Raw genomic sequence first — 12,704 nt, 5'->3', positions numbered from 1 at the left:
TATACTTTAATTCTATTATATAAATCTTATTATATCAACATTCTATTTTTACCTTAATTTTATATTTATTGTTATGATTTCTCTAATCTTTTAAGTTTTCTACCTCTAATAAAATTAACTAGTGAAATAATAAATCTCTTAAACCACTTAATCACATTGCCATATTCAATATTTTTTATATCATTAGTATCTTTCATCTTTTTACGAAGACAAACTTTTATCAAAGTGATTCTTATTTTATTTAATACCTTCTTCTCTCAACATATCTATGCCTTAGTTTACATGTACAATTTCTTTTATATCTTTCTAATATTATTGCTCTATCTCCAAAAATCTTAGAAATTTTCAAATAAAACATTAAAATTACTATAATCAATACTGAAAAACCATAAATATATATTCCTCTAAAATTTATATTTTCAATTATAAATCCTCCAATAAAGTTACCTATTGCAGAAGCTACTCCATTCACCAATAATTTTACTCCTGCAAATACATCTCTATTCTCTATTTCAATATAGCTCATCATTGAGCTATCTAAAGATGAACCAACTAAAGTTGCAAAAATACATCTAAATATTAATATAGTTACAAAGGGAATAGTATTTAATTTTAATGTTAAAAAAAACATTGTTGCTGCCAAGCATATTAGTGATATCAACTCAAATCTTTTTATTCCAATCTTACCTATTATTGTTGGCATAGCTAGAACGCCCATCATTACCACCGTTGTTATTATGAAGCTAACTATGGACATTGTTGTGTTACTTAAACCAAAGTAATTTTTCATAATTAAATTATTATATGGCCAAACAGCACTTCCACCTATAGCAATAATAAATAAAAAAATTGCAAAAAACCTTATATTTTTATGACCTCTAAGTAACTTAAATGTATCTCCAATAGATTCCTTAATTTCCCCTTCATCAAGCTTTCTTTTCTCATCCCTAGGTAATAAAAATAACCTCATAACAAAAGCTACTAAAGTCATACCTGCTGATAAGTAAAATAATTTTCTATATCCTATAATACTAAATATAGATAATCTATCTATATTCCCTGCCAATAAAGTTCCTAAAGTTGAAGCAATAAAATTAACAGAGGATTTATAACTATATGCACAACATTCTTTGTCTGGTGTTGTATATGAATAAAGTAGTTGCAATTCTGTAACTTGTATAAAACAAAGCCCTATATTAGTTAAGATTTGTGATAGTAAAAGTAATATATAGCTAGTAAATACAGCATATGCCCCTATTCCTATAGAACTTAATAAACATCCTAAAGCTAAAATATTTTTTCTTTCAAACATATGTATAAATGGTCCTACAAAGAAACCTACCATTGAAAATAATGAACCTAAAGAAAAGATGAGTCCAATTTTATCAGAGGGTATATTAATTTCATTTAAATAAAGTATTTGTAAAAATCCATATATACCAAAAGCCGCAGCTAATATCAATTCACTTATTACAATTATTTGTACATTTCTTGAAAAGCTAGCATAAGTTTTAATAGTTTTAAATCTCTCCACAACCTCACCTCTTAACCTAATTTTTCAATATATCTCTATTTAGGTTAAGCTTATATTATAGTTTTTATGTAAACTAAAATTTTCTAAAAAAATAGAGATGTATCTCTACATCTCTATTAATCTAACTATTTATTTCTTATAACTTCAACTTTATAGCCATCTGGATCTGTTACAAAATAGTATCCTGGCTTTTGCCCTGGAAGTCCCTTTAATGGAGTAACTTCATACCCTAAAGTTTTGTGTTTCTCTCTTTCACCCTCTAAATCATCAACACCAACTGCTATATGACTAAATCCATTTCCTAATTCATAAGGCTTTTCTGGATTATAATTATAAGTTAATTCAATCTCATATCCTCCAATTTCATTAGAAAGATACACTAAAGTAAACTTATGCTCTGGAAAATCTTTTCTTCTAGTTTCAACAAGACCTAATGCCTCTCTATAAAACTTTAGAGATTTTTCTAAATCCATAACTCTTATACATGTATGTAACATTTTAACTGCCATAAAATCATCTCCTATATTAATATTTTTATAATACTAATATACAGTAAGAAATACCCACTAACAAGAAATTTCCCTTTATAAAAATATTAAAATACTACTCTTTATATAAATAGTCTCTTGTAAGTGGTAAATCATTATCTATTCCTTTAGTAAATAGAATTTGATGTAAATCTATTATTCCATTATTGAATGTAGCAGCGCAAGAGCATAGATACATACTCCACATTCTAATAAACTTTTCATCAAACATCTCTCTAACTTTATCTATATTATTATTAAAGTTTTTATACCATTCTAATAAGGTCTTAGTATAATGTAACCTCAAGCTTTCTACATCTATAACATGATAATTGTAATCTCCTGAAATATTTATTATCTCTCTTAATGATGGTATAACCCCACCTGGGAATATGTACTTTTTAATCCATGCATCTCCTTCAGATTCTTTTATTCCACTTATATAATGTAATAAGAATACTCCTCCTTCTTTTAAAACTGCATTTACATTTTCAAAAAATAAGTCGTAATTAGGTCTTCCTACATGTTCTATCATTCCTACACTTACAACTCTATCAAATGATAATTTTGATTTCTTTAAATCTCTATAATCCATTAGTTTTACTTCTAAATAATCTTCTAAATTTTCTTCCTTTATTCTTTCACTAAACTTATTAAATTGTTCTTGGCTTAATGTTATTCCTAATCCTTTTATCTTGTATTTTTTAGCTGCTTCAATAAGTAACATTCCCCATCCACAACCTATATCTAAAAGACTTTGACCTTCTTTTAAATTTAACTTCTTTAATATATGATGAATTTTGTTCATTTGAGCTTGATACAATGTATCATTTTCATTTTTAAAATATCCACAAGAATAACTCATAGTTTCGTCTAACCACAAGCTATAAAAATCATTTCCTATATCATAATGAGATGAAACTTCTTCTTTCTGCTTTGATTTATTAGTTATTTTATGAAATATTTCTGGTAATGCCTTATTGTCACTATTAAATTTATTCATGTACTTTAACACTGTATTTAGCGCTAAGAATAAATCTCCTTCAAATTCTACATCACCATTCATATATGCTTCACCAAAAGCTAATGATGTACTACTTAATAAATCCTTTTTATTCAATGGCTTTTTTATATGTACCCTAAATAATGGTTCCCCATTACCTAATACAACCTCTTCTCCATCCCAAAAATCTACTGCAAATGCTTCTCCTTCAAAGTTTTTCAAAAATGTTTTAAGAAAAGTCTTTTCTACGTTCATACTTCACTTCTCCTCCTTTATATATCTTGTAGTATGAACATAATTTTATAAATTTAACCATAAGTGGATTTTTCATTAGTATTTATGTAAAATGTAGATTACTTTACTCTAAAGTAATACATAACTATAATTAAACAAATAGAAATAGAGAACTATATTAAATTGTTGCACATACAATTCATTATAGTTCTCCTATTAAAAGTGTTATTTACTTTCGAAATCTAATATTATTCTGCTATTGCTATAACTTCTATTTCTACTACTGCATCCATAGGTAGTTTAGCAACTTGAACACAACTTCTTGCTGGAGGATTTTCTCCAAAATACTCATTGTATACTTCATTTAATTCAGCAAACTGAGTTAAATCTTTTACAAATACTGTTGCTTTAACAACATTTCTAATAGATGACCCAGCCTCTTCTAAAATACTCTTAACATTTTCTAAGCTTTGTCTTGTAGCTTCTTTAATATCTGTTTTTAATTCTTTAGTTTCTTTATCCAATGGTAATTGTCCTGAGGTAAATATGAAATTACCTACTTTATTACAATGTGAATAAGGTCCTATTGCATCTGGAGCCTTAACTGAATTAATTACTTCTCTTTTCATTTCTATTCTCCTAACTACTTTATATATTCTTTGTAGAATTCTACTATCATTGGAATTGCTTCTTTTAATATTGCTTTACTTGTAGCTACATTTATTCTTAAATATCCTTCATGATCTTTAATAAACCTACTTCCTGTTTCAAGCAATACTTTTTTTTCTTGCGCAAGCTTAATTATGAAATCATCAATATCTGAAATATTATCGAACTTTACCCATAATAAATAACCTGCATCTGGAACCATAGTACTGATTCCTTCTACATTAAGCATGTCCACAGTTAAATCTAAATTTTCTTTTATGTTCATTATAAGTTCATCAACCCAAGGTGAGCCATTTTCATAGCATAAGGTTAAAGCTCTAGTTCCAACTCTATTTGGATGAAGCTTTCTTTTGCTTAACTCATTTGCTAAATCAATTCTCATCTCTTCATTACTACATAAGAATGTTGAGATTTCCAAACCTGCTATATTAAATGTTTTATTCGGTGATGATAAAACTATTATATTTTTATATTGGTTTAAATAATCACTAAAAGTATTGAAATTATTTCCTAAATCTAAATCTCCATGAACTTCATCACTTATAATAATTATGTTTTTTTCCATGCAAATATTAATAATCTCGTTTATCTCTTCTTTGCTCCAACATCTTCCTGATGGGTTATGTGGATTACAGATTATTAACCCCTTAATATCTTCTTTTTCCACTAAAGCTTTTACTTCTTTAAAATCTAAAGTATATTTATTATTATTTAATTTCATTTTATAAGAAACTAAATTCATACCATTATTCGATACAACATCTTTAAATGGTCCATAAGCTGGAGTGAATACAAGTATATTGTCACCTTTTTTAAACAACTTATCTACTATAACATTCATAGTAGATAATGCTCCTATTGAAGGAACAATCCATTCACGTTTAATTTCTGATCTATATCTATCTTTATACCATTTTAATATACTACTATAAAATTCTTCTTTTATATCAAAGTACCCAAAATCACCTAAAGCTATAAATTCCATAAGAGGCTCTATTACCTCTTTAGGTAATTTAAAATCCATGTCAGCAATGAATAGTGGATAATAATTTGCTGCGTCTTTTACTTTGAATCTTTTTTCAATATACTCTTCATTCCACTTCTTAGACCCATTATTTCTTCTTTGTAATATGTCTTCGAAATTATACATTGCTACCTCTTTTCTTCATATTTCTCAATAAATTTCTTTATTATATAATCCATTGCAATATGAAAGTTTAATCGAGTATCTATATTACTATCTGAATCCTGAGTATACGCTGTATAAACCTTATACTTACATAACTTTTCAAAGGTAGAATTTCTAGACTCTGTTATAAGTACTACGTCAACCCCTCTAAGGTTAGTTTCAACTAATACCTCTAGTAGTTCTGGTGTTTCCCCACTTCTTGATAACATAAATACTAAATCTTCATCTTTATTTAATATTCTACTAGATAATCTCATAAATCTTGAATCATCATGTTGCTCTGCAGGTATTCCTAATAGCTGTAATTTTATTTGAAATATCTTACCTAAATAATTGCTCATACCCATTCCATATATAGTTATTCTTTTGCATTTCATCATCTTTTCAACTATTTCATCGATATCAGATTGCTTAACTAACTTATATGTATCTAACATTAGATTTACAAAATCGGTATCATCTATATTGGGTTTGTTTTCTTCTTCTAATTTATCTCTTTGAAAATAATCATCTTTAAATTGTATAAAACTTTTATACCCTAACTTTTTAGAAAGTCGGTGCACACTTGTATTACTAATAGAAAATTTTTCTGAAATATTAGCTATTGTAAAATTATCATATTTAAATAGCGCGCTATTCTCCAATAATAATTGTAATAACTCTTTTTCTAATTTAGTTAAATACTTTGAGTTCTCTGAAATTCTTCTGTGTATTTTCATATGTGCACCTCACTTTAAATTCTAAGCTTCTATTAACTCCTCAGTTAATTCTTCAGCTCTATATTGCTTATCTAAAGCTAACACAAATGGGTAGTATATTGCAAATGCTGCTGCTATGGCAACTACTTGTACTAATGCACCTTGCCATCCACTTACTAAGAATCCACTGAATATTGGTGGTGTTGGCCATGGAGCTACTACACCGTTAAATGGACTTAAGAATCCTATCTTCATAGCAAATATTGCAATAAGAACTGAAACTATTGGTGCTAATGTTAATGGAATTAACATTAATGGGTTAAGTATTACTGGTAAACCAAATATTATTGGTTCATTTATATTGAATAATGCTGGAACTGTACTTAAGTTTCTCATCATTTTCATTCTTTCAGATCTAGCAACAACTACCATAGCTAAAACTAGTCCCACAGTCATACCTGCTCCACCTATAGTTGCAAATTGGTCAATCATTTGAATTGTTCCGATATTTGCATTTTCTAATGTTAAAGCACCTTGTTTAAATAACTCTAAGTTTTCTACTGAGTTTGCATTTAATAATGGGTTTACAATTGAGTTAACAACTGTTGGGTGAATACCAAACCACCATAAGAATCCATTTAACCCTGCAACTACTGTTATAGCAGCTGGAGATGCTGTTAATCCTTGAAGTGGAACTTGTAATATGTCATATATGAATTCATGCATTGAAGTTCCCATGCTTAAGAATATTCCGTTTATTAGTAATGCATATGCAACAACTATTACTCCTGGTATTAATGATACGAATGATTTATATACCATTGGTGGTACATTTTCTGGTAATTTAATTACTAAGTTCTTTTTAACTACAAATCTATAAAGCTCTGTTGAAGTTATACTCATTATAATTGCTGTTATAACACCTTTTGTTCCAAGCCATGCCATTGGAAGTACTTTATTTATTACTTCTCCTGATTCAGCAGTAACAAATTTAGGTGTAACTATTACGTAAGCTACTATAGAAATAATCATAACTGGTAGCGGATCCATCTTATCATCTTCTGATAATTTGTAAGCTATTGTTCCAGCTAACATAATCCCCATTATGTCAAATGTAGCTCTATATGCAGGTGAAAGGAAACTATCCCAACCTTCACCAAATATTCTTGCCATAAATTCTGGATAACCATTTATAGGGAAGTCTGTTATTAATAAAAATACTGATGCAATAATTGTTAATGGCATTATAACCATAAACCCTGATTTAAGAGCTCTCATATATCTTAGATTAGCAAATCTAGATACTACTGGAACCATTTTTTCTTCAATAAATCTTGAAATAAAGTTCATTTTAATTTCCCCCTCATTTTTAATAACGTTTTCAAGTTTTATTATACGGATTTTATTCCAGATTTGAATTCCTACTCTCGGAAAATTTTCCATACTTTTTTTGGATTTTTTATCACTATCTTAATTCTAATTTATCTATTTGTTATTCTTTTATTATTAAAATAATTATTTTAATAATAAAATACTCTGAAATTAATTTTTTATTAAAGAAATCAATTTCAGAGTATGTATATTAACTTAAATATTCATTTATTTTATAATAAATTTTTGATTTTATTTACTTGCAACAAAGACAATATGGTTACTATATCCTAATAACTCTGTCTTTTCACAAGTATAAAGATGAAATCTCATCCATTCATTAAACTCAGCTTCACTAAATTCATTAATCTTATCAGCCATAAGTTCAGCTAGCCCATCAGCTGCAAACTGTGTAACTTTATTTAAGTTGCTCTTTCTCATTAATTCATCCATTTTTCCTACTGTCATAAAACAAAATGGAGTTTCATCTATTAATTTAAAACTTTCCTTATCATACTCATCACCTAATAAGTGATTTTTAGTATTATAAATAAAAGTTTCAGTAACAAAGACCATATCATTTGAAAGATAAGCAAATAATATTTTACCATCTTTCTTACATACCCTTTTACTTTCTTTAATAGCTGTTAATTTATCTTCATCACTCTTTAAATGATATAAAGGTCCAAAGCATAAAACTATATCAAAACTATTATCCTCAAGATATGATAAATCCAATGCATTTCCTTGATGAACTTTTATATTCATATCTCCAGTAACATTTGATTTTAATATATCAATATTTCTCTTTACTGGTTCAACAGACGTAACATCATATCCCTTTGATGCATAGTGCAAACTATAAGCTCCAGTAGCAGCTCCTATATCTAATATTTTTGAATCTTCTTTTAAATACTTGTCTATAAAGTTTGTAGTAGTTATAAATTCTATACTACTTGCATTTGAAGTATTCAATCTTTTTTCCTCATTGAAATACTCATAAATCTCATCTAATTTCATCATACCCCTTCACCCCTATTACTTAATAATTCTCATGCAAAATTAATATCTAAGTTTGTATTATTTCTATTATACATAAACCTTGTTAACTTTCAACCATTTTTTGTAATATATTACATTTAATTGTGTTAGAATTAGTTTATAGATTAATAAATACCAATAAAGGATGTTGATTATATGCTTACTAAAAATGAAATTTTACAAATTGCTAAAGCCCAATTTGCATTAGACTATAATTTTAAAGATTATGATATTACTAAAGATACTAATATAATTACTGAAAATAGTCTTATTTCTGGTAGAAGAATATATGACAATGATGGATGCTTTTTAAAAATACTATGCTTTAATGGTAAAGCTTTTATTTCAGCTGATCCTAAAATTATTCCTTGGTGTAAAGAAAATCTTTTAACTATAGATGCTGCCTGGCTTTCTGAATACCCAAAATTAAAAGCTATAGATACTAAACTTAGAGAGTTTGGCCACGAAATTGCTGATATACATCATTATTACCTTCCTAAAACAATGAATGAAAAAATTGAAATTCACTTCTCTATAAAATGGTATGAAAAAGAAGAGATTAATCAATTTACAAATGATGATAGATTTGGTGAAGCCTTTGCTTTTGATAAAAATCACCCTGATATTCTTGCAGTGGCAGCTTTTGATGGAGATACTATGTTAGGAATGGCTGGAGCTAGTGCAGATAGTGATACCATGTGGCAAATCGGAATTGACGTTTTTCCTGAATATAGAGGAAAAGGGATTGCTACTACTCTTGTAACCTTATTAAAAAATGAAGTATTAAATAGAGGTAAAGTTCCTTTCTACGGAACTGTAGAAACTCATTTTATCTCTCAAAATGTGGCTATTAATTCTGGATTCTTTCCTGTTTGGGCAGAACTTTATACAAAAGCCCTATAATAAGATAGTAATTAAAAAAGTGCGAAAATTTTTCGCACTTTAATTAAACTTTACAAATACACCTTCTCTTGATTTTTGTAATGCTTGCTGGGTTAATATTTTAATTAACGGTGACTTTTCAGAGGATTTACTTATAACTCCATCTATTATAACTGTAGGGTCAATAATTCTTAACTTATTAACCTGATGTATATCATACTCTTCTTTATTCTCAATAACATCTACATTATAATTTAATGATTGAATCAAACTTCTTATTTCTTGATTTTTAGAATTTTTTAATATATTTAAAACATAATTATCATCCTGAAGTAAATCTTCTAAAGTTATAATATCATTATCTAAAGCTACTTTTAAAGCATTTGATAATCTATTATAAGCATATATATTTAATGGATTTAAGAAAAATCCTATTACCTCCTTATAATAAGTATTTACGAACCATTCTGCTGCATTTATAGTAGTAATAATTATTTCTCCATCTATAACCTGTAAACTTTCTAAGAAATTTTTTATTGCAACTAATGAAATATATCCATAAGAGTACATATCTCTTAAAGTATAATCTATTCTATCTGCACATAAATCTGGAGCTGATCTTTCTAATATAGTCCATTTCTTTTCATTATATAGTATATCCTTATAATCATACCCATGTTTTATAAGGATTTCAGGTATACCTGAATTTTCTATTATTTTTTCATAAATCTCTTCATGATAATCTTCATTACTTTTATTTAATGCAAAATCAACCACATGAGAAAATGCAGTATGTGAAATATCATGTAATAATCCAGCAATTTGTTCTTCTATAGTTCCATTCATCTTCTTAATAAGTAGCATCGTTCCTACTGAATGCTCATATCTAGTAACATTCCAATTTGGATTTACAAGATAGCTTGCACCACCTTGATGAATATTTTTTAATCTTTGAAATTCTTTAGTATTTATTAACTCTTCTAAAACACCTTCTATTTCAAAGTCACCATATATATCGTCCTTTATTTTCATAAGCTATCCTCCTCATAAGAATTAGGCTTTTATCTTATCATTTTAACCAAATCATTACAAACATTTACACAAATTATATTTACTATTTTATTCCACTAATAGAAAAACATTTGCTAATACCAGCAAATGTTTTAATAAATTCATATATTCTATTTTTTGTCTAATAAGTTTAGTACTTGATCTAATATAGCTTTTTCGTTCATCATTCCATATAGTATTACATCTATTACTTTTACTGGAACTCTTCCATTAACTAATGCATTAACTTGTGGCATTTGAAATCTAACTTGTGGTGATAGTAAAACTATGTCAACATCATTTATTACCTCTTCACACTCTGTTATCGGTAAAGCTTTAATATCGATATCAACCTTTTTCACTTTAACGTATTCTCTCATTTTACTAAGTAAGATACTTGTTGACATTCCTGCTTCGCATACTAATAATATTTTTTTCATAAATCCTATCCCCCATCGTCTCAAGAAATTCCTGAAATCGTTTCCTGTTTATATTTTACATTTATACCTTTTACTTGTCAATGTAGTTATATTAAATCAAAGTCTGTTTACTATATATATATATTACAATAATAAACTCTATATTATTTTTTATAAAAAAAAGCTGTAGTTTTTTATATGGTAAAAATCTACAGCAACTCATCATTTTATATTTTAATACTTTGTATTATCCTCTAAAAAATCTTAATAAATAGCTTAATGTATGAAACTCTCTATCTATTTCTTCTATCATATCATTAAATCCTTTTATTAATTCTTCCTCAGTAAATTGTTTTTCAAGCAAATAAATCTTTACCGGATTTATCTTACCTTCCTTAGTATCTAACACTCTAGATGCTTTAATATATTTATTTGTCATAGCCTTATTTATAGCAGCTTCTAATTCTTCACTTATATTTAATTCAGGTATCTCATCAAATATAGTAATATTTAATGCATCAATTCCCATATTAGTACATTTACTTAAATCACACCCAACAAATATAACATCTTTAAATTCTGCATCTCTAAAGTCTACATTATCTAAATTTACTTCTTCAAAAATAGTATTTTCAAATTTTGCATGTCTAAACTTACTATTTTTAAGATTAGTTCCTATAAATTCTGCTCCTTTAAAAGTACATCCATAAAAATCACATGACTTAAAGTGAGCTCCTCTAAAACTTACAAAATTAAAGTTTGATCCAGCAAAGCTACTAGCATAACAATTACTCCTAGCTAAATTATTATACATAAAATTTTTATTCATCTTTTCAACTTTGTTGTAATGAAAATTTCCTTTAGCACTATTATTTCTAGCCATTTCTTTTCTCCTTATTAAGAAATTTTGATATGTATATATCCCTACTATCTTATTCAATAGTATATATCATACTATAACAAGCCAATGGATGTATACATAATTATTTCTCAAACATAATTTGTATTAGAATTTTATTAGCATTTTTACAAATAATATATATTATTTATTGCGAAATGTAAGAAATTTATGCATAGTAACAATACAAAAGAAATATTGAATCATAGAAAAAATATGCATCTAAAACTTCTGATATATACGAAGAAATAACAGCGATAACATTAGCAGATTAAAAAGAGTGCCTTCCAGCACTCTTCTTTACATCATCATCAAAATTCCTGAAATAAATAAAGCTACATATACAAACTTTGTAAATGAATCTCCCTTTATCTTTTTATGTACTATATTACTTACTACTATAGCAACAATTACAAATATCATTGTTATTAAAGACATCGTTACTATACCCGAGGTTATTTCACCTCTAAATATGTTTATAGATAACATAATTGCATTTAGTGTTGCCCATAAAGCACATAAAGTTGCTCTAAAACTTGATTTATCTTTTATATTTGCAGTTGCATATACTACTACAAAAGGACCTCCACAAGTAAATGCTCCATGTACTATTCCACCTAGAAAAAGTACAATATTATGTATAATCCCAATATACCTACTTTTAATTTTCTCTACATTTTCTTCCACTTTTTTTCTACCATCATATAAACCTCTTATAGCCACAATAATCATAAATAAACCAAGTGCTATTTTCAAAGGTCTCTCTGGTAATGATGAAAATAACCACATTCCTATAGGTAAACCTAATACCATTAATGAAGTTATTTTAATAAACTCTTTTTTATTTATATACTTGAAGTCTCTTATTGCTATAACCACTGAAGCTATTAATACTACTATAGTCATTACTGGTACAGTAACTTTTAAACCAGCTATAGCTGATGCAATAGGTAATGCCATTATAGTTCCACCAAACCCAATAAGACCTTCAATAAAATATGCACACATTACTATAATTGCAAATGATATTACTTGACTTAAATCCATCTGTTATCCCCTTTTAATTTTTCTTTTGATTAATTATATTTCATAGTGAGTATACCACCAAATTTAACAAATATAAATAAATTTCATTTTTATTTTTTTGTTAAATCGTTCCACAATTAGTTCTAATATCATGTATATTAGA

The 12,704-nt window shown here is 27.1% G+C and carries 13 protein-coding genes; 1 reads left to right on the top strand and 12 read right to left on the bottom strand.

The window, feature by feature from the left end; translation table 11 throughout:
• Nucleotides 1-241: 241 nt before the first annotated feature.
• The 8 genes from ARA56_RS03490 to ARA56_RS03455 form a co-directional block, all read right to left on the bottom strand.
• On the bottom strand, nt 242-1,534 hold the full coding sequence (locus ARA56_RS03490; protein WP_055263999.1) for an MFS transporter: 1,293 nt from the start codon (nt 1,532-1,534) through the stop codon (nt 242-244).
• Nucleotides 1,535-1,659: 125 nt separating this feature from the next.
• Complete coding sequence (gloA, locus tag ARA56_RS03485; RefSeq protein ID WP_055263998.1) at nt 1,660-2,043, bottom strand: lactoylglutathione lyase; 384 nt, start codon at nt 2,041-2,043, stop codon at nt 1,660-1,662.
• Nucleotides 2,044-2,137: 94 nt separating this feature from the next.
• On the bottom strand, nt 2,138-3,319 hold the full coding sequence (locus ARA56_RS03480; protein WP_055263996.1) for an SAM-dependent methyltransferase: 1,182 nt from the start codon (nt 3,317-3,319) through the stop codon (nt 2,138-2,140).
• Nucleotides 3,320-3,546: 227 nt separating this feature from the next.
• A complete protein-coding gene (locus ARA56_RS03475) occupies nt 3,547-3,927 on the bottom strand; it encodes a RidA family protein (RefSeq protein WP_055263995.1) in 381 nt (126 codons plus the stop codon).
• 14 nt (nt 3,928-3,941) lie between these two features.
• Nucleotides 3,942-5,117, bottom strand: coding sequence for a MalY/PatB family protein (locus tag ARA56_RS03470; RefSeq protein ID WP_055263993.1), 1,176 nt, complete (start codon nt 5,115-5,117; stop codon nt 3,942-3,944).
• Between the two features lie 2 nt (nt 5,118-5,119).
• Nucleotides 5,120-5,875 carry a MurR/RpiR family transcriptional regulator gene (locus tag ARA56_RS03465; RefSeq protein ID WP_055263992.1) on the bottom strand — a complete coding sequence of 252 codons (756 nt, stop codon included), beginning with the start codon at nt 5,873-5,875 and terminating at the stop codon, nt 5,120-5,122.
• A gap of 21 nt (nt 5,876-5,896) precedes the next feature.
• Nucleotides 5,897-7,204 carry a PTS sugar transporter subunit IIC gene (locus ARA56_RS03460; protein WP_055263991.1) on the bottom strand — a complete coding sequence of 436 codons (1,308 nt, stop codon included), beginning with the start codon at nt 7,202-7,204 and terminating at the stop codon, nt 5,897-5,899.
• A gap of 273 nt (nt 7,205-7,477) precedes the next feature.
• Nucleotides 7,478-8,248: a class I SAM-dependent methyltransferase gene (locus tag ARA56_RS03455; RefSeq protein WP_242855861.1), complete on the bottom strand. Its 771-nt coding sequence runs from the start codon at nt 8,246-8,248 to the stop codon at nt 7,478-7,480.
• Between the two features lie 174 nt (nt 8,249-8,422).
• Between ARA56_RS03455 and ARA56_RS03450 the strand changes: the two genes are divergently transcribed.
• The gene (locus tag ARA56_RS03450; protein WP_055263989.1) at nt 8,423-9,169 is read left to right on the top strand and encodes a GNAT family N-acetyltransferase; all 747 of its coding nucleotides are present in this window, start codon (nt 8,423-8,425) and stop codon (nt 9,167-9,169) included.
• 39 nt (nt 9,170-9,208) lie between these two features.
• On the opposite strand, the gene ARA56_RS03445 is transcribed toward ARA56_RS03450, so the two are convergent.
• From ARA56_RS03445 to ARA56_RS03430, 4 genes are all read right to left on the bottom strand, one after another.
• Nucleotides 9,209-10,180 (bottom strand): HD domain-containing protein, encoded by a 972-nt coding sequence (locus ARA56_RS03445; RefSeq protein WP_055263988.1) that lies wholly within the window; start codon nt 10,178-10,180, stop codon nt 9,209-9,211.
• A gap of 149 nt (nt 10,181-10,329) precedes the next feature.
• A complete protein-coding gene (locus ARA56_RS03440; RefSeq protein WP_055263987.1) occupies nt 10,330-10,638 on the bottom strand; it encodes a PTS sugar transporter subunit IIB in 309 nt (102 codons plus the stop codon).
• 226 nt (nt 10,639-10,864) lie between these two features.
• Nucleotides 10,865-11,500 (bottom strand): pentapeptide repeat-containing protein, encoded by a 636-nt coding sequence (locus tag ARA56_RS03435; RefSeq protein ID WP_055263985.1) that lies wholly within the window; start codon nt 11,498-11,500, stop codon nt 10,865-10,867.
• Between the two features lie 315 nt (nt 11,501-11,815).
• Nucleotides 11,816-12,562: a sulfite exporter TauE/SafE family protein gene (locus tag ARA56_RS03430; RefSeq protein WP_055263983.1), complete on the bottom strand. Its 747-nt coding sequence runs from the start codon at nt 12,560-12,562 to the stop codon at nt 11,816-11,818.
• Nucleotides 12,563-12,704: the final 142 nt, after the last annotated feature.

The organism is Clostridium disporicum (assembly GCF_001405015.1).
Taxonomy (GTDB): Bacteria; Bacillota; Clostridia; order Clostridiales; family Clostridiaceae; genus Clostridium; species Clostridium disporicum_B.
This window is presented reverse-complemented; position numbering and strand designations above follow the sequence as displayed.

Bases quoted from the DNA above. Each gene is read 5' to 3' on its own strand.
- ARA56_RS03460 (WP_055263991.1), bottom strand. From the start codon at position 7,204: ATGAACTTTATTTCAAGATTTATTGAAGAAAAAATGGTTCCAGTAGTA.
- ARA56_RS03475 (WP_055263995.1), bottom strand. From the start codon at position 3,927: ATGAAAAGAGAAGTAATTAATTCAGTTAAGGCTCCAGATGCAATAGGA.
- ARA56_RS03480 (WP_055263996.1), bottom strand. From the start codon at position 3,319: ATGAACGTAGAAAAGACTTTTCTTAAAACATTTTTGAAAAACTTTGAA.
- ARA56_RS03465 (WP_055263992.1), bottom strand. From the start codon at position 5,875: ATGAAAATACACAGAAGAATTTCAGAGAACTCAAAGTATTTAACTAAA.
- ARA56_RS03450 (WP_055263989.1), top strand. From the start codon at position 8,423: ATGCTTACTAAAAATGAAATTTTACAAATTGCTAAAGCCCAATTTGCA.
- ARA56_RS03445 (WP_055263988.1), bottom strand. From the start codon at position 10,180: ATGAAAATAAAGGACGATATATATGGTGACTTTGAAATAGAAGGTGTT.
- ARA56_RS03430 (WP_055263983.1), bottom strand. From the start codon at position 12,562: ATGGATTTAAGTCAAGTAATATCATTTGCAATTATAGTAATGTGTGCA.
- gloA (WP_055263998.1), bottom strand. From the start codon at position 2,043: ATGGCAGTTAAAATGTTACATACATGTATAAGAGTTATGGATTTAGAA.
- ARA56_RS03435 (WP_055263985.1), bottom strand. From the start codon at position 11,500: ATGGCTAGAAATAATAGTGCTAAAGGAAATTTTCATTACAACAAAGTT.
- ARA56_RS03455 (WP_242855861.1), bottom strand. From the start codon at position 8,248: ATGATGAAATTAGATGAGATTTATGAGTATTTCAATGAGGAAAAAAGA.
- ARA56_RS03470 (WP_055263993.1), bottom strand. From the start codon at position 5,117: ATGTATAATTTCGAAGACATATTACAAAGAAGAAATAATGGGTCTAAG.
- ARA56_RS03440 (WP_055263987.1), bottom strand. From the start codon at position 10,638: ATGAAAAAAATATTATTAGTATGCGAAGCAGGAATGTCAACAAGTATC.